Consider the following 23,071-nt stretch of genomic DNA (forward strand, 5'->3'; position numbering starts at 1 on the left):
CGCGCGATCAAACCGCCGCTTCGTTTTCTTCGCCGGTGCGAATCCGGATCACACGCTCCACGTCCGCGACGAAAATCTTGCCGTCGCCGATCTTGCCGGTGCGCGCCGCGCCGATGATCGCGTCGATCACCTGGTCGCACTGATTGTCCGCGACCACGACTTCGATCTTCACCTTCGGCAGAAAGTCGACCACGTACTCTGCACCACGATAGAGCTCGGTATGACCTTTCTGACGGCCAAAGCCTTTGACCTCGGTCACGGTCAGACCCGTGAGGCCGACTTCAGCGAGCGCCTCGCGCACTTCGTCGAGTTTGAACGGTTTGATGACTGCGGTGATGCGCTTCATGGCGAACCTCGTCTCGTGATTGGAAGAGTGAAAGGAAAAGGGATGATTTTGATTCTACGCCGCGCCGGATGCGTTGCGGCAATCCGGCGCGTGCTTCAGGTTTAGCTTGAGGACAAGCGTGCCGCGATGGTTCGCTACCGCTCACTCCACCGGTTCGGTGTAGCGCGACGTGATCGGATAACGCCAGTCGCGACCGAACGCGCGATGCGTGACGCGAATGCCGATCGGCGCCTGGCGACGCTTGTATTCGTTGATCTTGATCAGACGCGTGACGCGTTTCACGTCGTCGACTGCATAACCCGCGGCGATGATTTCGGCGAGCGAGCGGTCCTCTTCCATGTACATGCGCATGATCGCGTCGAGCACGTCGTACTCGGGCAAGCTGTCCTGGTCGGTCTGGTTGTCGCGCAGTTCCGCCGACGGCGCGCGCGTCAGAATCCGCTCGGGAATCACGTCGCGCTTCGTGAATGTGGTGGCCTGGTTGCGGTAGTGGCACAGCTTGTAGACCAGCGTTTTGGCAATGTCTTTGATCACCGCGAAGCCGCCGGCCATGTCGCCGTACAACGTGCAGTAGCCCACCGCCATCTCGCTCTTGTTGCCGGTGGTCAGCACGATCGAACCGAACTTGTTCGACAGCGCCATCAGCAGCGTGCCGCGAATACGGGCCTGGATATTTTCTTCGGTGGCGTCTTCGGCGCGGCCGGCGAACTCTTCGGCGAGCGAACCGCGGAACGCGTCGAACATCGGCGCGATCGCGATTTCGTCGTAGCGCACACCGACGCGGCGTGCCATCTCGGCGGCGTCGGTCGTGGAGATGTCCGCCGTGTAGCGCGACGGCATCATCACCGCGCGCACCCGGTCGGCGCCGAGCGCGTCGCACGCGACGGCCAGCACGAGCGCCGAATCCACGCCGCCCGACAGGCCGATCAACGCGCCCGGGAAACCGTTCTTGTTGATGTAGTCGCGCACGCCCATCACGAGCGCGGCATAGACCTGCGCTTCGAGCGACAGCTCCGGCGCGACCGCCGTACTCAATGGCCGGCCGCCCTCGAATTCGACGATCGCGGTCGCCTCTTCGAACTGCGCCATCTTGGCCACTAACGCACCGTCGGCATCGAGCACGAACGAGCCGCCGTCGAACACCAGTTCGTCCTGCGCGCCGACCATGTTCACGTAGACCATCGGCAAACCGGTTTCGCGAATCCGCGCGCGCAGAATGTCGAAGCGCACCGCTTCCTTGTTCAGGTGATACGGCGAGCCGTTCGGAATCAGCAGCACTTGCGCGCCCGCCGCTTTCGCCATTTGCGCCGCCGACGCATGCCATGCGTCTTCGCAGATCACCACGCCGTACTTCACGCCGTCCAGTTCGAACACGAACGGCTGCGGGTCGGACGCGAAGTAGCGCTTCTCGTCGAACACCTCGGTATTGGGCAGATCCTGCTTGCGATACGTGCCGACCACGTCTCCGCCGACGATCAGCGAGGCCGCGTTGAACGTATCGACCGGCGGCACGCCGCGCTCGATCGGCGCGTTTGCATTACCATGGCCGTGCGCTGTGCTGTGGGCAACCTCGCGCAGCGGATGACCGACCAGCACATGCAAGCCGGCGAACGGCTTCAACTGCGTGGCGAGATCGGCCAGCGCCTCGGCGCTTGCGGTATAGAACGCGGGACGCAGCAGCAGATCTTCGGGCGGATAGCCCGATAGCGCGAGTTCAGGCGCGATCAGCAGCTTCGCACCATCGTTGTGCGCGGCGCGCGCGGCAGCGACAATCTTCGCGACGTTGCCGGCGAAGTCGCCGACAGTGACATTGATTTGAGCAAGAGCGATTCGGGTCTTCATGGCAGGATCGACAGGCAAGCCGGACGGCTTGCGAGTACCGCGGCTGGTCAGCTCGACGGCAACGGACAAATCGGATAAACGAACGGCGTAGTGCATCGGCACCGCGCGGTTCATTGGGAACAGTCACACAGATTGAACCAGGAACGCTTTGATTATCGCACGGGCATTCTGGCGTCGCCCTCCGAGGTAGACGCCGCTGAATGGAACGCGCTACTCGCGCAACAATCGCAACCCACGCCGTTTCTGCGGCACGAGTTTCTGAGCGCGCTGCACGCGACCCGCTGCGCGGTCGCCGATACCGGCTGGGCGCCGCAATTCGTCACGCTCACCGATCCGCGCACGGATAAGCTCGCGGCCGCCGCGCCGGTGTATCTGAAGGGGCACTCGTACGGCGAGTACGTGTTCGACTGGGCGTGGGCCGACGCGTACAAACGCAACGGCTTGCCGTATTACCCGAAGCTGCTGTGCGCGGTGCCGTTCACGCCCGTGCAGGGCAACCGCCTGTTGTCGGCGGATCCGCATGCATTGCGGCATCTCGCGGCCACCTTGATGGCGTTCGCCGAGCAGGCCGACGTGTCGTCCTTGCACGTGCTGTTTCCGACTGAAGCGGAAGGCGCCGCGCTGACCGACATGGGCATGATGCAGCGCGAAGGCGTGCAGTTTCATTGGCTGAACGACGGCTATCGCGACTTCGAGGATTTCCTGTCGACGCTCGAACAGAAGAAGCGCAAGAACATTCGCGCCGAGCGTCGCAAGGTGCAGGAAGCCGGCGTGACGATGCGGCGGATTCGCGGCGAAGACATTCAGGACGCGGACTGGCGCTTCTTCAGCAAGTGTTATCGGCAGACCTATCGCGAGCACTTTTCGAGTCCGTATCTGAACCTCGATTTCTTCCGCATGATCGGCGCGTCGATGCCCGAGAACCTGCTGCTCGTGATCGCCGAATACGAAGGCAAGCCGATCGCCAGTTCGCTCGTGGTGTATCAGCGCGACGCCAAAACCGGCGGCACGCTGTACGGCCGCTACTGGGGCGCGCTCGAACATGTGCCGTGCCTGCACTTCGAGACGGCCTACTACCAGCCGCTGGAGTTCTGCATCGAAGAAAAGCTCGGCGCGTTCGAAGGTGGCGCCCAGGGCGAGCACAAGATGGCGCGCGGCTTTCTGCCCACGGTCACGCGCTCGGCGCACTGGCTCGCGCATCCGGCTTTTGCCGATGCGGTCGGCCATTTCCTCGACAACGAAAAGAACAGCATCCACGCGTATGTGGATGAGCTGCGCGAACACAATCCGTTCAAAGGCTGAAGCGCATTTATGGCGTGGTTTCTTTATCTGCTCGAATGTTCGGACGGCAGCGTCTATACCGGCATTGCCACCGACGTGCAGGCGCGTTTCGACAAACACGTGAGCGGCATGGGCGCGCGTTATACGCGTTCGCGCAAGCCGGTGCAGGTGCTGGCGTCGTTCGAGCTGGCGGACCGGTCGAGCGCGTCGCGCGCCGAGTATTGGGTCAAGCGGCTGGCGCCGCCGGAGAAGCGGGCGCTCGCGGCGGGAGTGCGTACGCTGGAGTCGGTGGTGCCTGTGGCGCCGGTGGTGCCGGTGATCGAGGCCGTGGAAGAAAGCGAAGCGGAAGACAGCGCGTCCTGAAACGGCGCACCGATTGCCCTACCCCCGCGCTTCCCGCATCCGCTCCGTCAACAGTCGCTGCATCAAGGCAAGCTGTCCCACCGCGTCGGCTTCCAATGAGGTCAACCCATCCCGCGCCGGCAGTTCGTGGCGAACCGGTCGCAATGTCCGGTTCAACGCGGCGTCGATCTCCGCGCTCACGCTGTCCGCCCACTCGCCGAGTTCGTCGTGCGTATCCGCCGTATCGCGCCGGTTCGTGCTGAGCCGCAATTGCGTCGCGGTCCCGGCCATTCTGCGCAACAGGCTGAGCACGGTCAGCGTGACCGTATCGACCATCGAGTCTTCGAGCTTCTCCAATCGAATCCGCCCGACGGCCTCCTCCGCGTTATTGCTGGACAGGCCCGCGGCCCGGCGCAAGCGCTCCATGTCCTTATCGCTCTGTCCAGCCAATGTCAGCGCGGCCCGCAGATACGCGAGATTGGCGCGCACCGCGTCGTTCAGATACGCGCGGTAGTCGGATTTTTCGCGGGTCGGCCACAGATAGAACGTGGCCAGCAGCGCCAGCACGCAGCCGAGCACGTTGTTGCCGAGCCGCGTGAGCGCGTACGCGAATTCGCTGGCGCCCGGCGTCGCGAAGTCGGCGACCAGCACGAAGGTCGGCGTCAGGAACAGCACGAACAGGCTGTAGCTGACCGGACGCAGCGCCATGGTCGCCATCACCAGCGGAAACACCGCGAGCGAAATGCCGAGCGGCGAATGGATCGCGTAACCGATTCCCGCCGCCAGCACGCCGCCGACAATACTGCCCGCCACGCGCTCGATACTGCGCGGCCAGGTCGCGGCGATCGACGGTTGCAGGATCAGCAGCGTCGCCATGGTGGCCCAGTAGCCGAACGGCAGCCCGAGCGCGCGGATCACGAGAAAGCCCGTGGTGGTGGTCACGCCGACGCGCGCCGCGTGACGCAAGCCGACCGATTCGATCGACAGGTTCGCTTTGAGCGTCGCCATGATTCGCGTCGACAGCCGCAGCGCGCTGGCCTGCCAGGTTTCGGGCTCGGCGAAGGCCGGCGCGAAATCGACCAGTTCGAAGCCGGACTGCAGCTTCACCGGTTCCAGCAAGGCGGTTTCGAGGCGCCCGGCCAGACGTCGCAAGCGTAGCTGCAAACGGGCGAGGTGCTGCCATTGCGCGTCGCCGGCGGCCGTGCCGGTGCCGCGCAGAACGTTGCCGATCGCCGTCAGCAATCTGGACGCGCGGCGCACGCGCCAGGCGTCGTCCGGCACCCGTTCGCACGCGCCCGACACGGCGATCAGATACGCGAACAAGGCTTCGCCGTCGGTCAGCAACGCGAGCAGCGTGTCGTAGGTGTCGCGCCCGCCCGTTCTCGAGGCCGGCACCTTCGCCAGGATCTTGCGCGAGCGTTCGAGTGCAGCGCGCGCATCGGCGCGGAATTTCGCGGCATGCGTGGCCCATTCGCTCGGCGGTGCATGGCGTTCGAGCAGACGCGCGCTATCCAGCGCGATGTCCGCGAGCCGCAGATAAACGGTACGCAGCGACGCGCGGCTCGCGCCGAACGGATGAATCCGCCAGACGGTCAGACTCAACCCCACCGCGAACAGGCAGCCGATCAGATAGACGCCGAGAAACGCGAGGCCGGCGCGCCGATCGTGCATTGGCCGGTCGACCATCACGACGCAGGCGGTCGCGGCCAGAATCGTTACTTGCGAGGCGGCCGCGCCCCAGATCCGGCCGAACGCGCCGAGGCTCGTGAACAGCAGCAGCGCGATCGCCGCGCACAGCGTGCCCGCGCTGGAGGCGAGCGCGGTGAGGCCGCCGCACAGCGTGGACAGCAGCGCGAAGCCCATCATCGAAGCGAAGCGCGCGCGGTTCGAGCCGCCCGCGTCGGCGAGGCAGGTCCAGAACGCGCCGATCGCGGCCCACGCGAACGCCGGCTCGTGCAGCAGATTGCCGAGCGCGAGCATCGCGGTCGACGCACAGGCCGCCCTCAAGCCCTCCGACAGACTGGCCTCGCTCGTCGCGAACGACACCATCCATACCGGCCGCTTGCGGTAGATCGCGGTGCCGACAGCGTAGAGCCCGCTCGACCAGCGTTGCGGCCACGAGGATGACGACGGGTTGGACTTGCGATTCAGCATCCGGACGGTGTGCTCCTAAAAACGCGCGTTGATCTGGCTAATGACGAAATAGCGACGAACTAACGACGAACTAACGACGAACGCCGGCAAGCGGCAAATAATACGGGTTTACACCTAACTATAAAAATGGCTTCGGTTCATCCTGACGATGCACGCAGGCTATGCGCCCGCAGTCTCTAGAACCGTATGCGATCGGCTTGAAAAGCCCATGAAAAAACCGCGCGGCCCTGGCGGGCTCGCGCGGTTTTTTTTAGCTCGGTGCCGCCGATCGGTCACAACGGACCGATCGACCGGTTGGCAACAGGCGATTTACTTCTTGAAGTTCGCCACGCCTTCCGTGATTTCCTTGTGCGCGGCTTCGATGCCCGCCCAGCCCTCGACCTTCACCCACTTGCCTTTCTCGAGCGCCTTGTATTGCTCGAAGAAGTGCTTGATCTGGTCTTTCAGGTACGCCGGAACGTCGTCGATCGACTTCAGGTCGGCGGTCATCGGGCAGATCTTGTCGTGCGCGACGGCAACCAGCTTCGCGTCCACGCCCGATTCGTCGGTCATTTGCAGCATGCCGAGCGCGCGCGCGCGAACCACCGAGCCGGCAAGCAGCGGGAACGGCGTGATCACCAGCACGTCGACCGGGTCGCCGTCGCCCGACAGGGTTTGCGGAATGAAGCCGTAGTTGGCCGGATAGCGCATGCCGGTGCCGATGAAACGGTCGACGACCAGCAGGCCCAGATCCTTATCGGCCTCGTACTTCACCGGATCGCTTTGCGCCGGGATTTCGATGATGACGTTGAAATCTTGCGGCAGGTCTTTGCCCGCGGGGACGTGATTGAAGCTCATGAGCGCTCTCTGATCAGGATGGAATTCGGAACACGGCGCGCAGTGCATGCGCCCGGACGGTGTGAAGCGTGACGACTCGAATCGCCGCTGCCGCCTCGACATCGCCGCGGGCCGCGGCAGTTGCGGCCGGACAGTGCGGAATGCGCCATTATAGCCAATCGGCCGATGGCGCCTCGGCGAGGATCGGCGCGATAATCATCCGGCGTCGTTCGATTGTGCCTCTCGTTTGTGAACAGCACGTCACCGCCCGCACTTGCGTGGCGCTGCGTGTCACCTCAAGGAGTCTGCATGGAAGAAGCCCGACACTTCATCGGCGGCGAGTGGCGCGCCGCTTCAGGCGGCGAGACGATCGCCGTGCTCGATCCGTCGGACGGCCAGCCGTTCACCCAGTTGGCGCGCGGCACCGCGGCGGATATCGAGGCCGCCGTGCAGGCCGCCCGCCGCGCGTTCGAAGGCGCATGGGGCGCGGCCAGCGCCGCCGAACGCGGCCGCGTGCTGTACCGGCTGTCCATGCTGGTCGCGGCGCATCAGGAAGAACTGGCGCAACTCGAAGCGCGCGACACCGGCAAGCCGCTCAAGCAGGCACGCGCCGATTCGGCCGCCCTCGCCCGTTATTTCGAGTTCTATGCCGGCGCAGCGGACAAGCTGCACGGCGAAACGCTACCCTATCAAGCCGGCTACACGGTGCTGACCATCCGCGAGCCGCACGGTGTGACCGGCCATATCGTGCCGTGGAACTACCCCATGCAGATTTTCGGCCGCAGCGTCGGCGCGGCGCTCGCCACCGGCAATGCGTGCGTCGTCAAACCGGCCGAAGACGCTTGCCTGTCAGTGCTGCGCGTCGCCGAACTGGCGGCCGAGGCGGGCTTGCCGGCCGGCGCGTTGAATATCGTCACCGGCTACGGCCATGAAGCCGGCGCGGCGCTCGCCCGTCATCCCGGCATCGATCACATTTCGTTCACCGGGTTGCCGGACACCGGCAAGGCGGTCGCGCAAATGGCCGCTGAAAATCACGTGCCCGTCACGCTCGAACTCGGCGGCAAGTCGCCGCAAATCGTCTTCGCCGACGCGGATCTCGACGCGGCGCTGCCCGTGCTGGTGTCCGCGATCGTGCAGAACGCCGGGCAAACCTGCTCGGCGGGCAGCCGCGTGCTGATCGACCGCGCCATTTACGAGCCTTTGCTGGACCGCCTGAGCGGTGCGTTCCATGCGTTGCGCGTCGGCCCTTCGCAGGCCGACCTCGACTGCGGGCCGCTGATCAACGCGAAACAGCAGCAGCGCGTGTGGGACTTTCTGTCGGACGCGCAGCACGACGGCATTGCCATGGCGGCGCAAGGCGAAGTGATTTCCGACGCGCCGGAAAGCGGCTTCTACCAGGCGCCCACCCTACTGCGCGACGTACCCGCGAGCCATCGCCTCGCGCGCGACGAAGTATTCGGTCCGGTGCTCGCCGCGATGTCCTTCAACGGCGAAGACGAAGCGCTGGCGCTCGCCAACGGCACGCAATACGGCCTCGTGGCCGGCATCTGGACGCGCGACGGCGCGCGGCAAATGCGTCTCGCGCGACGTCTGCGCTCCGGCCAGGTGTTCATCAACAACTACGGCGCGGGCGGCGGTGTGGAATTGCCGTTCGGCGGCGTCAAGCATTCGGGGCACGGCCGCGAGAAGGGCTTCGAAGCGTTGTACGGTTTCACGGTGTTGAAGACCATCGCGATCCGGCACGGGTAGCGGCCGGCGATCGGCGGTTGGTCGGCGTTCCAGGCAAGCGACGAATTGATTGCAGTCACAACCAACAACGGAGACATCATGCGGTTGACAGGTAAAACGGCCATCGTCACAGGTGGCGGCTCGGGTTTCGGCGAGGGCATTGCGAAGACTTACGCGCGCGAAGGCGCCAACGTCGTGGTCAACGATCTGAACGGCCCGGCCGCGGAGCGCGTGGCGAGCGAAATCGCGCTGGCCGGCGGCAAGGCCATCGCGGTGGCGGGCAACGTCGCGCAGCGCGACGACTGGCAGAAGCTGCGCGAGGCCGCGCTCGAAGACTTCGGCAGCGTGCAGATCGTGGTCAACAACGCGGGCACGACGCATCGCAACAAACCCGTGATGGAAGTCACCGAAGCCGAGTTCGACCGCGTCTACGCGGTGAACGTCAAAAGCCTCTACTGGAGCGTGCAGGAATTCGTGCCGTATTTCCGCGAGCAAGGCGGCGGCAGCTTCGTCAATATCGCGTCGACGGCCGGCGTGCGGCCGCGGCCGGGTCTCGTCTGGTACAACGGCAGCAAGGGCGCGGTGATCATCGCGAGCAAGTCGCTCGCCGTCGAGCTGGGTCCGGACCGGATTCGGGTGAACTGCATCAATCCGGTGATCGGCGAAACGGCGCTGCTGTCGGAGTTCATGGGCGTCGAAGATACGCCGGCCAATCGCCAGCGCTTTCTCGCGGGGATTCCGCTCGGACGCTTTTCGACGCCGCAGGACATCGCCAACGCCGCGCTGTATCTGGCTTCGGACGAAGCCGAGTTCATCACCGGCGTGTGCCTCGAAGTGGACGGCGGCCGCTGCGTGTAGCGGCGGCGGGCTGACGCCTCAGTGTTTTCCCCCGGTATCGATTCGTGATCCAAAGCACCTGGCGCGACTAGAATCCATCGCAGGCGGTACTTCAATTCCACAAGAAAAGAGGAGACACCATGGCAAGTCCTGCAGATCCGCTCCACCACCCCGGCGCGGGCGCGCCCCCTTCCACGTTCGAGGAGGCCACCTACCGCAAGGTCACGTGGCGGCTCGCGCCGCTGCTGATGCTCTGCTACGTGGTCGCGTATCTGGACCGCGTCAACGTCGGCTTCGCGAAGCTGCAAATGACCAGCGACCTCGGCCTGAGCGACGCCGTGTACGGCTTCGGCGCGGGGATTTTCTTCCTCGGCTATTTCATCTTCGAAATTCCCAGCAACGTGATCCTGCACAAGGTCGGCGCACGCGTGTGGATCGCGCGGATCATGGTGTCGTGGGGCATCATTTCGATGCTGACCATGTTCGTCACCACGCCGGCCATGTTCTACGCGATGCGCTTCCTGCTCGGTCTCGCCGAAGCGGGCTTCTTCCCCGGCATCATCCTGTACCTCACCTACTGGTATCCGTCGCACCGGCGCGGCCGCATGACCACCTGGTTCATGACGGCGATCGCGCTGTCGGGCGTGATCGGCGGTCCGGTGTCGGGCTACATCCTGAAGAACTTCAACGGCGCGAACGGCTGGCATGGCTGGCAGTGGCTGTTTCTGCTGGAGGGCGTGCCGTCGGTGATCGTCGGGATTCTGGTGTTCGCGAAGCTGGACGACCGGATCTCGAAAGCCAGATGGCTGACGCGCGAAGAACAGCAACTGCTCGAAAGCCAGGTCTCCGCCGAAGAAGCAACCAAGCACGATATGCCGATCCGCCAGGTGCTCACGAGCGGCCGCGTGCTGATGCTGAGTCTGGTGTATTTCTCGTTCGTGATGGGGCTTTACGGCGTGAGCTTCTGGCTGCCGACCATCATCAAGGCGACCGGCGTGACCGACTCGTTCATGATCGGCCTGCTGTCCGCGATTCCGTTCGCGGCGGCGGTGGTAGCCATGGTGTTCGTGGCGCGCAGCGCGGACCGCACCCGCGAGCGGCGCTGGCATATCGCGGTGCCGGCCTTCGCGGGCGCGCTCGGGCTGGTGCTGTCGGTCGTATGGGCGCACAACACGGTGCTCGCCATGGCGGCGCTGACCCTCGCGACCATGGGCATTCTGACCACGCTGCCGCTGTTCTGGAGTCTGCCTACGGCGATCCTCGCCGGCACGGGCGCGGCGGCCGGCATCGCGATGATCAATTCGATCGGCAATCTGGCGGGCTTTCTGAGCCCGTACGCGGTGGGCTGGCTCAAGCAGGCGACCGCCGCGAACGACTCCGGCATGTACATGCTGGCCGCGTTCATGGTGCTGGGCGGTTTGCTCGCGATCAGCGTGCCGGCCAGGATGGTGAACAAGTGAAGCAGGTCGTCGCGTAACGTCGGGCGTTGGGCGGCAAGCGCTGTGCTGCGCTCGCTGCCTGCTTGACCGGCACAGCATCTGGCGATTCGACGCATCGACGAAAAACAAAAACCCCCGGCGTTCTGCAACGCCGGGGGTTTTTGTTTGTCTGCCTGCGCGGCCCGAATCAGCCAGCGCCCAAGGCAAACCTCACACCACGTTCATGGCCAGCGAACTCTCGCGATAATGCTGGCTCGCCTTATCCGAATCGCCAAGCTGTTCGTGCAAACGCGCCAGCGCACGATGCGAGCGAATCTTCAGCGTCTCGTTGTCGGCCAGTTTCAACGCGCGCTCGAGGAACGATTGCGCCTTGCCCCACAGTTGCTGATGCAGGCACAAACGGCCCAGCGCGAACATCAGGTCGGCATCTTCCGGGCGATCCTTCTGCCAGGCTTCGGCCTTCTGGATCAGCGGCAATGCGTCGCCCGCAGTGGTGTCCGGATAACGGCGCAACAGACGCGCGTCCCAGTTCTGCGCCAGCGCTTCCTCGACGATCTTGCGTGCGTCCTGCGGACGGTTCAGCGCCACCAGCAGTTCGGCGGCGAGATCGGCGAGACGCGGCGAATGACGCTCGGTGGCCGACAGCGAGGTCCACAGTTCAAGCAGCGCGTCGGCGTTATGCCGGCGATCGCGCAGCAGGTTTTCCGCCGCGAGTTGCCGCAAACGCACCGCCACCGCCGGATGAATCGCCTCGCGTTTTTCCAGCGTCTTGACGAGCTTGAGCACTTCGGCCCAGTTCTTCAATTGCTGTTGCGCACGCAACATGATCTGCTGCGCGTGAATACGCCGCGCGCCCTGCGATTGCATCTCGGTCAGCGCGGTCAACGCGCCGTCGGCGTCGCGGCCGTCGGCGCGCATGTCGGCGGTGGCCATCAGGCGGGCGTCGAGCCAGTCGGCTTCGTCGATCTGCGCGAGCCATTCGTCGCGCCGACCGTATTCGTGCATGCGGTGCGCCGCGGTGGCCGCGATCAAACCGGCCGCGCCCTTGTTGTCGCCATTGGCGAGCGCATCTTTCGCGGCCTTTTCAGCGCGCGAAAAACGCCCCGCATAGAGATTGCCGATCGCATCGCGCAACGCCGCATGCGCCTTGGCGACGCGCGAACGCGCGCGGTAAGCCGACACGCGCTGCGGCATGCGCCAGATATTGCGGACGATACGCAGCAGCGCGTACAGCAGGATGAACAGCACCACCAGCCCGACCACGAACAGATTCAACGAAATGTCGACACGGTAAGGCGGATAGATCAACAGCACCTGCCCCATATCGAAGCGCCCGACCACCGCCAGCACCACCGCGACGGCGAACAGCAACGCGAGCCATAGAAGTCCCCGGATCGCCATGATTAACCTCGGTTCCGGTATTGATTGACGGCTTGCAGGCTCGTGTTCAGATTCGGCAGTTCGACCGCGGCGGAACCCGCGTCCACCTGCTTGACCAGATCTTCCACGGTCTGCGTCTTCTTCGACGCGTTGTCGAAGTAGCGCGTCAGCGAAGACTGCGCGGCCTGCAGATCCGATTTCAGCGTGGTCTGGTTGCGCGACAGCAGCGCGAGACGCGCCGACAGCAGGCGCAGCTTCACATTCTCACGCACGAAGTAGCCCTGGTCGGGCGTGATCAGCATCGCGTCGGCGTTGTCGATACGGCGCACCTGCACGAGGCTCGTCAACTGCTGACCGATGCCGGTGCTCACTTCGCGCCACCACACTTTCCAGCGCGGCTCGCCGGTGGCCGCGGCCACCTTCGCCGTGTCGGCCCAGGTCGCGGCCTTCGGCGTGGCATGCGCGATCGGCGACTCGCCCGACAGCGGCAGGCTGTCGATCTGGTCGATCGCGTTGTCGAGCTTGATGGCGAGACCGGTCAGGTCGGTGGACGGCGCGGCCTTCAGCTTGTCGATGTCTTGCGCGATCGCCTTGCGCACCGTGACGGCTTGCGGGCTGTCCGACGCGGCCAGACGCGTGTCCGCACTTTGCAGCGCGAACAGCGCGAGCTGCGTGTTGCCGGTGAGCTGCAACTGCTGGCTCGCGGCCGACAGCATCTGCCCGACTTCGGCGAAGGTCCAGTCGTCGCGATTGCGGGCGAGATCCGTGTATTGCTGCTGCAACGCCTGCTGCGCGGTTTGCGCGTCGGCGAGCTTGCCTTCGAGCTGCGCAACCTGCGCGTCCGATTGATGCACCGTGGCCAGCGCCTGCTCGGTCTTGACGCGCAACTCGCTGGTCTGCGCGTCGTTGGCCTGCTGGCGTTGCGCGAGTTGCTGCTCGGCGCGCTCCACCTTGCGGTTGAGCGCAAAGCCGCCCACGCCCGCCGCACAGGCAAGGATCACGACGACAAACCACAGCAGCGGTCCGCTCGCGCTGCGGCGCTTTTGCGCTTCGTAGGGCGTGAAGGGGGGATTCGGCGGCAACCCGGTGGTCGCGGCCGGCTGGGGTGAAGCGTTCGTGGAAGCGGTCGTTTCAGTCATGCGTGATTGTGCCGGTGAATGAGCCGGGTTGGACGGTGCCGGTTGAACTACGGTCGGAACGGCGGCAAGCAGAGCGCGGGCAATCCGGTCGTCGCCCGCGCCGGACACCGTCATGCTATCAAAACCCAATGCCCGCGCGGTCTGCGCAATACGCGGATGCGGCGTGACGAGCGTGGCGTGTTTGAGCGCGGCGATTTCGCCGGTAGTCAGATGGTCTTGCGCGAGTTCGTGCAGATTGCGCACGCCTTCGGAACTGGTCAGCAGCCACGCGTGCGGCAAACCGGCGAGCAGTTCGTGCACGCGCGCCCAACCGCCGATCGACGGTTCGGGCACCAGACGCCGGTAAGCCGCGACCGTCTCGACCTCGGCGCCGGCTTCGCGCAGACGTTCAGCGAGCCATTCGCGGCCGCCGTCGCCGCGCACGATCAGCACGCGTTGGCCTTCGAAGCCGGTGGCGCCGAGCGCGGTTTCGAGCGCCGCGAACAGACCTTCGGAATCGAAGCGCGCGGTTTCCTCGTCGTTGCCCGACGGCGGGCTGATGACGTTGTACGCCGGCGCCGCGACGCCGTGGCGCGCGAGCGCCTGCACGCTGCCCGGACCGACGACGCCGATCGGCAGCGCATGCGGCCAGATCGCGTCACTGTGCGCGAACGCCTGGTCGATTGCGTTCGGCGACACGAACACGACCAGCGCGTAGCGTTCGAGCGAAGCGAGCGCCGCGCGCAGCGGCGCGGCATCGGTGACCGGTGCGATGTCGATCAGCGGGAAATCGAGCGTGGCGATGCCGGCCTCGGCGAGCCGCGCGATCAGCTCACTCGACTGACCGGCCGGTCGCGTAATCACGACCGTGAACGCCGTCTTGCCGACGGCGGAGGACGAGGTGTTGCCGGAGAAGTCGGCCGTCATCACTCGCCGGTCACCGCGCCGGGGGTTGTGTGGGGATTTGCGCTGTCTGCCGAGCCGGCAGCGGGACCGCTGGCCGTGCTGAGCGCACGCACGATCTCCATCGCGCCTTGCTGTTCGAGCTCATCGGCGACCTGCTGACCGAGCGCGATTGCGCGTTCGACGGTCGGCGCGGGCGCCGAGGCCTGCGCGCTCAACACGCGCTGGCCGTCGGGCGTCGCGACGATGCCGCGCAGATGCAACGCGCCGTCATGCCATGTGGCATAGGCGGCGAGCGGCACTTCGCAACTGCCGCCGAGCGCGCGCGAGACCATGCGCTCCGCTTCGACGGCCGCCGCCGTGTGTTCGTGATGCAACGGCGCGAGCCATGCCGCGAGGTCCACGCGATCGGCGCGAATCTCGATACCGAGCGCGCCCTGGCCCGCCGCGGGCAAGCTGTCTTCCGGATCGAGCAGCGCACGGATGCGCTCAGCGAGACCCAGCCGCTTCAGCCCGGCGGCCGCCAGAATGATCGCTGCGTAGTCGCCACGGTCGAGCTTGCCCAGGCGCGTATCCAGATTGCCGCGCAGCGGCCGCACTTCGAGATGCGGATAACGGATGCGCAACATCGCCTCACGGCGCAGGCTGGACGTGCCGACCACCGCGCCGGCCGGCAACGCGGCCAGTGACTCGTACTGATTCGAGACCAGCGCGTCGCGCGGATCTTCGCGTTCCATGATGGTCGACAACGCAAAGCCCTCGGGCAAGGTCATCGGCACGTCTTTGAGCGAATGCACGGCGAGGTCGGCGCGGCCATCGGCCAGTGCGGCCTCCAGTTCCTTGACGAACAAACCCTTACCACCCACCTTCGACAAAGTGCGATCGAGAATTTGATCGCCACGTGTCGTCATTCCGAGGATTTTTACGTCACAAGATGGATATAATTTGTGCAGCGCACATCGCACATGCTCCGCCTGCCACATGGCAAGGCGGCTTTCTCGCGACGCAATCACAAGCGTGTGGGGTGGCGTAGAAAACGTCTCGGTGTTCATTAGCTTGCTGATCGAATGTCGGGATGTAATAACAAACAATGTTAGCACGCGCCCTTATGTCTCAAGGCACGGCCAGCCGCCGTGCGGGCGCGGTATCGATGGAGGAGACAGGCTTCGCGCAGCGCACGCCTGCCCCATCCCAGCCTGTTCACGCACGGTCGTTCGCGCACCGCTGCCCGGCATGCGGGATGATGCAATGCGGCGCAAGCTGCACGCGTGGCCGACCCGGCCGGCGTGCATCGCATGCCGGCGCACGGTCACCCTCACCGGCGTTTCGGCGGTTCAGCGTGCTGGTTCCACAGCCGTTCTCCATCGGCACCTGTCGTTAGTGCTGTTCACATGCAGTCCGTAGCGCAGTTCCGCAGTAGCAGTTCATCACTCAACAGACCCCGGCTTCCCTGAGGAAACCCATCGTGACGTCTTCCGGATCGGCGCGCCCTGCCCGCCGCAACACTGCATCGCCCAACACCAACGCGGCCGACACCGCCGCGGCGCCTACCGCTTCCGCCGGCTCCACCGCGAGCGCCACGCAGTCGACACCGGCCAAACGCGCCGGCAAAACAGCCCGCGCCGCCCAGCCGGCCCATGCCGCCAAGGCCAGCAAATCCGCTAAAACGTCCACGTCCGCCAAGGCGGCCAAGCCCATGAAAACCGTCAAGACGGACAAGGCCACACCGGCTGCGGCCGGCGTGACTGCGCCGCAGTTGCAGGCCGTGTCGAAAGACACCAAGGTTTCCGCGCCGAAAACCAACGGCCGCACGCGCGAAGACAAGGACCACCCGCTGTTCCAGGACATCCGTTATCTGGGACGCCTGCTCGGCGACGTGCTGCGCGAGCAGGAAGGCGACGCGGTGTTCGACGTCGTCGAAACGATCCGTCAGACGGCGGTGCGCTTTCGCCGCGAGGACGACAGCGCGGCCGCGCAAACGCTCGACAAGAAACTGCGCTCGCTGAGCCCGGAGCAAACGGTCAGCGTGGTGCGCGCGTTCAGCTACTTCTCGCATCTGGCGAATATCGCCGAAGACCGCCACCGCAACCGCCGTCACCGGATTCACGCGCTGGCCGGCTCGACCTCGCAGCCGGGCACGATCGCCCATGCGCTCGAGCGGCTGGTCGCCGCCGGCGCGGCCGCGACGCCGGTGCTGCAGCAGTTCTTCAACGAAGCGCTGATCGTGCCGGTGCTGACCGCGCACCCCACCGAGGTGCAGCGCAAGAGCATTCTCGACGCGCAGCACGACGTCGCCCGTCTGCTTGCCGAGCGCGACCAGCAACTGACCGATCGCGAGCGCACGCACAATGAAGCGATGCTGCGCGCACGCGTCACGTCGCTGTGGCAAACGCGCATGCTGCGCGACACGCGTCTGTCCGTCGCCGACGAAATCGAAAACGCGCTGTCGTTCTATCGCGCCACCTTCCTCGAAGAAATCCCGGCGCTGTACGCCGATATCGAAGAAGCGCTCGCCGAGCACGGCCTCGAAGCGCGTCTGCCGCCGTTCTTCCAGATGGGTAGCTGGATCGGCGGCGACCGCGACGGCAATCCGAACGTCACGGCCGAAACGCTGGAAAACGCGATCACCCGCCAGGCCGCGGTGATCTTCGAACACTACATGGAGCAGGTCCACAAGCTCGGTGCGGAGTTGTCGGTGTCGAACCTGCTGGCGGGCGCGAGCGAGCCGCTCAAGGCGCTCGCCGCCGCGTCGCCCGACCAGTCGCCGCACCGCACCGACGAGCCGTATCGCCGTGCGTTGATCGGCATGTACACGCGGCTCGCCGCCAGCGCGCGCGTGCGTCTGGGCGAAGGCAGCGTGCCGGTGCGCAGCGCCGGCCGCGGCGCGGCGCCGGTGCGTGCGATCCCGTACGACGACTCCGCCGACTTCGTGCGCGATCTGCACGTGCTGATGGATTCGCTCGCCGAGCATCACGGCGCGCCGCTGGCCGCGCCGCGTCTGTCGCCGCTCGCGCGCGCCGCCGAAGTATTCGGCTTCCACCTCGCGAGCATCGACCTGCGTCAAAGCTCGGACGTTCACGAAGCCGTGATCGCCGAATTGCTCAAGCGCGCGGGCGTCGTGGAAGACTACGCGGCGCTGTCGGAAGCGGACAAGCTGGTCGTGCTGCTCGCCGAACTGGCACAGCCGCGTCCGTTGCGTCTGCCGTATGCCGAGTATTCCGATCTCGTGAAGAGCGAACTCGGCGTGCTCGAAGAAGCCCGTGTGACGCGTGAAAAATTCGGCGCGCGCGCGGTGCGCAACTACATCATTTCGCACACGGAAACGGTCAGCGATCTGGTCGAAGTGATGTTGCTGCAAAAGGAAACCGGCCTGCTGCACGGCCGTCTGGGCGACGCCAACGATCCGGCGCGCGCGGGCCTGATGGTGATTCCGCTGTTCGAGACGATTCCCGACTTGCGCAACGCGCCGCACATCATGCGCGACCTGATTTCGCTGCCGGGCGTCGACGCGCTGATCGAACATCAGGGCAACGAGCAGGAAGTCATGCTCGGCTATTCGGACAGCAATAAAGACGGCGGTTTCCTCACGTCGAACTGGGAGCTGTACCGCGCCGAACTCGCGCTGGTGTCGCTGTTCAACCAGCGCGGCGTGACGCTGCGGCTGTTCCATGGCCGCGGCGGCACCGTCGGCCGAGGGGGCGGTCCGACCTATCAGGCGATTCTGTCGCAGCCGCCGGGCACCGTCGACGGTCAGATCCGTTTGACCGAGCAAGGCGAAGTGATTGCCAGCAAGTTCGGCAATCCGGAAATCGGCCGGCGCAATCTGGAAACGGTCGTGGCCGCGACGCTCGAAGCGTCGTTGCTGCCGCACGGCAATACGCCCGCGCAGTTGCCCGAGTTCGAAGAGACCATGCAGCAGTTGTCGGACGCGGCCATGGCGTCGTATCGCGCGCTGGTCTATGAAACGCCGGGCTTCAAGGAGTACTTCTTCGAGTCGACGCCGATCGCCGAGATCGCCGAGCTGAACATCGGCAGCCGGCCGGCTTCGCGCAAACTGCAGGATCCGAAGCAACGCAAGATCGAAGATCTGCGCGCGATTCCGTGGGGCTTCTCGTGGGGCCAATGCCGTTTGCTGCTGACCGGCTGGTATGGTTTCGGCAGCGCGGTGGCCGCGCATCTGGACAGCGCGCCGAGCGACGCCGAACGCGCGCGCCGTCTCACGTTGCTGAAGAAAATGCACAAGAGCTGGCCGTTCTTCTCGAACCTGCTGTCGAACATGGACATGGTGCTGGCGAAGACCGACCTCGCCGTCGCTTCGCGTTATGCGGCGCTGGTGTCGGACAAGAAGCTGCGCAAGCACGTGTTCGAGCGGATCGTCGCGGAGTGGGAACGCACGTCGAAGGTTTTGTCGGAAATCACCGGCAAGAGCGAGCGGCTCGCGGAGAATCCGCTGCTCGCGCGTTCGATCAAGAACCGCTTTCCGTATCTCGATCCGCTGAACCACTTGCAGGTGGAGTTGCTCAAGCGTCACCGCGCGGGCGACACCAACGCACGTGTGCGGCGCGGGATTCACCTGAGCATCAACGGGATTGCGGCGGGGCTGCGCAATACGGGTTAAGCACACGGTTTGAGCGCGCAAGCGGCGTGGTCGGCCGCTTGAACGACAACGCCGGGCACGGAGTTTTTTCCGTGTCCGGCGTTGTCATTTCCGGCTGGGGGTTTTTCCTTCGCGGGTTCCTTTCTCGCTTTCTTGTGCGCGTTCGTTAGTGCGCCTCGACCATCAGCGCATCGAGCTTGAACGAGCCATCTTCCTGCACGTCGAAATAGGCGCGCACCTCGTCCGGCGAATGGGTCCACAGCGAACGGATCGCTACGACCCGCGGCTCCGGCGTGCGCATGCGCGCCACCCACGAACTGAATTCGATATCGATGCGCCAGCGCTCGCGAATCGACGCCTGAAATCCCGCCGCTTCGAAAAATGCGACCCATTCGTCGGCGCGGTAATCGCGGATATGCGAACCGTCGCGCAACACCTCGACCGCCTGCAAGTGCGTATTGAGCAACGGATGATCGCTACCGGCGATATCGATAAACAACACCTTGCCACCCGGCTTCGCCACACGCCGCACTTCCGCGAGCGCGAGCGGCACGTCGTGCCAGTGGTGCGCGCTCATCCGGCTGATCACCCAGTCGAAGCTGTGATCGGCGAACGGCAGCTTTTCCGCCGCGCCCTGCTGCGTGCGAATGTTCGCGAGGCCGCGCTCTTTCGCCGCGCCTTCGACCGTGGCGAGCATTTGCGGCGCGATGTCGTACGCGACCACCTCTTTCGCATGCTTAGCGACCGCGAAGCTCGCGTGGCCCGCGCCGCATCCCATGTCGAGCACCGTCGCGTCCGGCGTCGCGGCGATCGACGTCGCCAGCGTCTGCAGATCGGCGCCGGTGGCATGGGTCTGACTCGTCAAATACGCGGCGGCGGTCGAGCCGAAGGCGTCGGCGACCTGATCGTGATGCTTCATGGGGAGGCTCCGGTTATCGGTTATTGGGTGAAACCCAGCTGATACGGGAAGGCGTTGCTGCGTTCCTGCCGCTACAATAGGGCCCGCCGTGTACCAGTACAAGTTAAGCAATTATTCTGGTATCAAAAGCACCCCCAAAAAAGATCGCCCGAACAATCCTCAATAATCCCCTCTACGCCGCTCTACGCGCCGCCCGCTCAGAATGACCACGCCGCCCACCGCCGACCACCCGCCGCCGCTCGAAGCCACCCCCGCCCGCGCGCTCGGCGACTTCATCCGCGCTCACCGCGAGCGCCTGTCGCCGCAAGCGGTCGGCCTGCCGCCCGGTCCGCGCCGCCGCACGCCCGGCCTGCGGCGCGAGGAAGTCGCGCAACTGTGCGGCGTGAGCCCGACCTGGTACACGTGGATCGAGCAAGGGCGGCCGGTGTCGGCTTCCGCCGAGGCGCTCGCGCGGATCGCGGTCGCGTTGCAGTTGTCGCGCGCCGAGCGGGCCTATCTGTTCGAGCTGGCCGCCCAGCGCGATCCGGCCGAGCCCGATCCGGCCGCCGCCGAGGCGCCTGCCACGCTGCTCGAAACCGTGCGGCTGGTCAACGCGCCGGCCTATGTGCTCGACCGTCAGTGGACCGCGCTGGCGTGGAACGAGCGCGCCGCCGACCTGTTCGTCGGCTGGCTGGACGGCGCGCACGACCGCAATCTGCTGCGCTACACCTTCACCGAACCCGCCGCGAGCGAGCTGATCGTCGACTGGGAAACGCGCGCGCGGCGGCTCGCCGCCGAGTTTCGCGCCGACTCGATCCGCCATCTGAACGACGCGCCCACGCGCGCGCTGATCGACTCCCTCAGCGCCGCCAGCGACGCGTTCACGCGCTTCTGGGCGTCGCAGGACGTCGGCGGCCGCGAGGGCGGGCGGCGCGAATTCAACCATCCGCGCGACGGCCGCATCGTTTATGACCAGATCACGTTCAAACCCGCGCATCGTGAGGATCTGAAGCTGGTGGTGCTGGTGCGCGAGTAGCCGCGCGCGGCGCTCGACACGCCGCCCGGCGTGCGTGTCGCGACTCGTTCGCCGGGTGGGCAGCGCGTTCGCTGCCCACCGCCCTGTCTTCGGCCTGCTCCGCCGGTGTTAAAATCCCTGTCTTTCCGCGCTTCGGCGGCACCTCGCACGCACCGTGCCCTTGCGCCGTCAGCCTCTTCATCGCTCGCTCAACCCCGCTGCTTAACTGCCGCTCAACCGCCGCTTAACTGCCCAACACCATGACGTCCCAACTGCACAAAAAAGGCGAAGCCTGGTCGGCTCGCTTCTCGGAGCCGATGTCGGAACTCGTCAAACGCTATACGTCGTCGGTCTTCTTCGACAAGCGTCTGGCGCTCGTCGATATCGAGGGATCGCTCGCGCACGCCTCGATGCTGGCCGCGCAGAAGATCATCGCCGACGACGACCTCGCCGCGATCCAACGCGGCATGGCGCAGATCCAGGGTGAAATCGAGCGCGGCGAGTTCGAGTGGCAACTCGACCTGGAAGACGTCCACCTGAATATCGAGGCGCGTCTGACCGCGCTGATCGGCGACGCCGGCAAGCGCCTGCACACCGGCCGCTCGCGTAACGACCAGGTCGCGACCGACATCCGTCTGTGGCTGCGCGGCGAGATCGACCGGATCGGCGGCTTGCTGACGGAACTGCGTGTGGCGCTCGTCGACATGGCGGAGAAGAACGCGTCGACCATCATGCCGGGCTTCACGCACCTGCAGGTCGCGCAGCCGGTCACGTTCGGGCATCACCTGCTCGCCTACGTCGAAATGTTTTCGCGCGACGCCGAGCGCATGATCGATTGCCGCAAGCGCGTGAACCGCCTGCCGCTGGGCGCCGCCGCGTTGGCCGGCACCAGCTATCCGATCGACCGTCACGCGGTGGCGAAAACGCTGGGCTTCGACGGCATCTGCGCGAACTCGCTCGACGCCGTTTCCGACCGCGACTTCGCGATCGAATTCACGGCCGCATCGGCACTGGTCATGACGCACGTGTCGCGCTTCTCCGAAGAGCTGGTGTTGTGGATGAGCCCGCGCGTCGGCTTTATCGATCTGGCCGATCGCTTCTGCACCGGTTCGTCGATCATGCCGCAGAAGAAGAACCCGGACGTGCCCGAACTCGCGCGCGGCAAGACCGGCCGTGTGAACGGCCATCTGATCGCGCTGCTGACGCTGATGAAAGGCCAGCCGCTCGCGTACAACAAAGACAATCAGGAAGACAAGGAACCGCTGTTCGACACCGTCGACACGGTCGCCGACACGCTGCGCATCTTCGCTGAAATGGTCGCGGGTATTTCGGTGAAGCCGGAAGCCATGCGCGCCGCCGCGTTGCAAGGCTTCTCCACCGCCACCGATCTGGCCGACTATCTGGTCAAGCGCGGCCTGCCGTTCCGCGACGCGCACGAAGCGGTCGCGCTGGCGGTGCGTATCTGTGCGGATCGCGGCTGCGATCTGGCGGATCTGTCGCTCGAGGAAATGCGCGCGGATCTGCCGAACGTCGCGCATCTGATCGGCGACGACGTGTTCTCGTATCTGACGCTGGAAGGGTCGGTGGCGAGCCGCAATCATCCGGGCGGCACGGCGCCGGAACAGGTGCTCGCGGCGGTGAAGGCAGCACGGGCGGCACTGCAGTAAGCGGCGCCCGGTGTGCGATGAGTGCGCTTGCCGCGCGCTCGTCGCTGACGCTCAAGAAAGCGAATCCTTGAACCGGGTTCGCTTTTTTTTCGTCCTGAATGCGGCATATGAATGTGCCGCGCAAAAAAATAGCCCGCATAAAGCGGGCTAAATGAAAGACTTCCACCGATGCCTCCCGAAAGAGGCCAGCAGAGTGTAGGCGCGTTTTCGCCGCAAACAAATCTGCTCATATTTCAGGCTATTACAAGCTGCGGAGCGGCCCACGTCAGCAGGCCAAACGGGCCGAACTCAGGCGAAAACCGGACGAAAAAAACTGCGCTCATAACTCACGATGCAACGCGTTGCCTGCGCGTACGCGAATGCGGCCTGGCATTCGGCATCGTCCGTTGACTGAATACGGTAAGCCTCGTAAGCCGCCAGTGATTCGAATGTAAACATGGCGAGCGCGACGTTGCTCGCGCCTTCGGACGGCAAAAAATAGCCGTGATGCCGGCCGCCGAATTTCTCGACCAGCGGAATCCACAGCTTGCCGTAATGCTCGAATTCTTTCAGCTTGTACGGGTCGATGATGTAGCGCAGATAGCAGGTGACCATGGTTGCCGGTTTCCGTGTCGGAATGGGTGAATGGATGAAGGCCGGCACACATGATAGGTCAGTTCGCAGCGCCGGCATTTCGACGGCACGCAGGGACAACGCTCATTGAATCAC

The 23,071-nt window shown here is 65.2% G+C and carries 17 protein-coding genes; 8 read left to right on the plus strand and 9 right to left on the minus strand.

The window, feature by feature from the left end; genetic code table 11:
- Positions 1-7: 7 nt before the first annotated feature.
- Entirely contained in the window at positions 8-346 is a 339-nt protein-coding gene (gene glnK, locus FA94_RS14530; protein WP_006048444.1) for a P-II family nitrogen regulator, read from the minus strand.
- A 141-nt stretch (positions 347-487) separates the two neighbouring features.
- Positions 488-2,188 carry an NAD+ synthase gene (locus FA94_RS14535; RefSeq protein ID WP_035562147.1) on the minus strand — a complete coding sequence of 567 codons (1,701 nt, stop codon included), beginning with the start codon at positions 2,186-2,188 and terminating at the stop codon, positions 488-490.
- 132 nt (positions 2,189-2,320) lie between these two features.
- Here FA94_RS14535 and FA94_RS14540 point away from each other — a divergent pair, with 132 nt between their 5' ends.
- Entirely contained in the window at positions 2,321-3,490 is a 1,170-nt protein-coding gene (locus tag FA94_RS14540) for a GNAT family N-acetyltransferase (protein WP_035562149.1), read from the plus strand.
- A gap of 9 nt (positions 3,491-3,499) precedes the next feature.
- Positions 3,500-3,832, plus strand: coding sequence for a GIY-YIG nuclease family protein (locus FA94_RS14545; RefSeq protein ID WP_035552284.1), 333 nt, complete (start codon positions 3,500-3,502; stop codon positions 3,830-3,832).
- Between the two features lie 18 nt (positions 3,833-3,850).
- On the opposite strand, the gene FA94_RS14550 is transcribed toward FA94_RS14545, so the two are convergent.
- Together FA94_RS14550 and ppa are read right to left on the minus strand one after the other, a co-directional pair.
- Entirely contained in the window at positions 3,851-5,965 is a 2,115-nt protein-coding gene (locus FA94_RS14550) for an FUSC family protein (protein WP_035552287.1), read from the minus strand.
- Positions 5,966-6,274: 309 nt separating this feature from the next.
- Positions 6,275-6,802: an inorganic diphosphatase gene (gene ppa, locus FA94_RS14555; protein ID WP_035552290.1), complete on the minus strand. Its 528-nt coding sequence runs from the start codon at positions 6,800-6,802 to the stop codon at positions 6,275-6,277.
- Positions 6,803-7,090: 288 nt separating this feature from the next.
- On the opposite strand from ppa, the gene FA94_RS14560 reads away from it, so the two are divergent.
- The 3 genes from FA94_RS14560 (at position 7,091) to FA94_RS14570 (ending at position 10,806) form a co-directional block, all read left to right on the plus strand.
- Positions 7,091-8,530: an aldehyde dehydrogenase family protein gene (locus FA94_RS14560; RefSeq protein ID WP_035552292.1), complete on the plus strand. Its 1,440-nt coding sequence runs from the start codon at positions 7,091-7,093 to the stop codon at positions 8,528-8,530.
- A gap of 78 nt (positions 8,531-8,608) precedes the next feature.
- Complete coding sequence (locus FA94_RS14565) at positions 8,609-9,367, plus strand: SDR family oxidoreductase (RefSeq protein ID WP_035552295.1); 759 nt, start codon at positions 8,609-8,611, stop codon at positions 9,365-9,367.
- 119 nt (positions 9,368-9,486) lie between these two features.
- Positions 9,487-10,806 carry an MFS transporter gene (locus FA94_RS14570; protein ID WP_035552298.1) on the plus strand — a complete coding sequence of 440 codons (1,320 nt, stop codon included), beginning with the start codon at positions 9,487-9,489 and terminating at the stop codon, positions 10,804-10,806.
- Positions 10,807-10,995: 189 nt separating this feature from the next.
- On the opposite strand, the gene FA94_RS14575 is transcribed toward FA94_RS14570, so the two are convergent.
- From FA94_RS14575 to hemC, 3 genes are read right to left on the minus strand one after another with little or no spacing between them, the layout of a single operon-like run.
- On the minus strand, positions 10,996-12,186 hold the full coding sequence (locus tag FA94_RS14575; RefSeq protein ID WP_035552300.1) for a heme biosynthesis protein HemY: 1,191 nt from the start codon (positions 12,184-12,186) through the stop codon (positions 10,996-10,998).
- A 2-nt stretch (positions 12,187-12,188) separates the two neighbouring features.
- Positions 12,189-14,210 (minus strand): fused uroporphyrinogen-III synthase HemD/membrane protein HemX, encoded by a 2,022-nt coding sequence (hemDX, locus tag FA94_RS14580; protein WP_035552303.1) that lies wholly within the window; start codon positions 14,208-14,210, stop codon positions 12,189-12,191.
- Positions 14,210-15,238: a hydroxymethylbilane synthase gene (gene hemC / locus FA94_RS14585; RefSeq protein WP_035552306.1), complete on the minus strand. Its 1,029-nt coding sequence runs from the start codon at positions 15,236-15,238 to the stop codon at positions 14,210-14,212. The genes hemDX and hemC overlap by 1 nt, the downstream gene beginning before the upstream one ends.
- A gap of 413 nt (positions 15,239-15,651) precedes the next feature.
- On the opposite strand from hemC, the gene ppc reads away from it, so the two are divergent.
- Positions 15,652-18,804 (plus strand): phosphoenolpyruvate carboxylase, encoded by a 3,153-nt coding sequence (gene ppc, locus FA94_RS14590; RefSeq protein WP_035552308.1) that lies wholly within the window; start codon positions 15,652-15,654, stop codon positions 18,802-18,804.
- A 145-nt stretch (positions 18,805-18,949) separates the two neighbouring features.
- Here the strand turns inward: ppc and FA94_RS14595 are convergent, their stop codons facing one another.
- A complete protein-coding gene (locus FA94_RS14595) occupies positions 18,950-19,702 on the minus strand; it encodes a class I SAM-dependent methyltransferase (protein ID WP_035552311.1) in 753 nt (250 codons plus the stop codon).
- A 202-nt stretch (positions 19,703-19,904) separates the two neighbouring features.
- Between FA94_RS14595 and FA94_RS14600 the strand changes: the two genes are divergently transcribed.
- Together FA94_RS14600 and argH are read left to right on the plus strand one after the other, a co-directional pair.
- Positions 19,905-20,717 carry a helix-turn-helix transcriptional regulator gene (locus FA94_RS14600; RefSeq protein WP_035552313.1) on the plus strand — a complete coding sequence of 271 codons (813 nt, stop codon included), beginning with the start codon at positions 19,905-19,907 and terminating at the stop codon, positions 20,715-20,717.
- Between the two features lie 239 nt (positions 20,718-20,956).
- A complete protein-coding gene (gene argH / locus FA94_RS14605) occupies positions 20,957-22,363 on the plus strand; it encodes an argininosuccinate lyase (protein ID WP_035552317.1) in 1,407 nt (468 codons plus the stop codon).
- Positions 22,364-22,651: 288 nt separating this feature from the next.
- Here the strand turns inward: argH and FA94_RS14610 are convergent, their stop codons facing one another.
- A complete protein-coding gene (locus FA94_RS14610) occupies positions 22,652-22,957 on the minus strand; it encodes an NIPSNAP family protein (protein WP_035552320.1) in 306 nt (101 codons plus the stop codon).
- Positions 22,958-23,071: the final 114 nt, after the last annotated feature.

This window comes from Burkholderia sp. 9120 (assembly GCF_000745015.1).
Classification (GTDB): Bacteria; Pseudomonadota; Gammaproteobacteria; order Burkholderiales; family Burkholderiaceae; genus Paraburkholderia.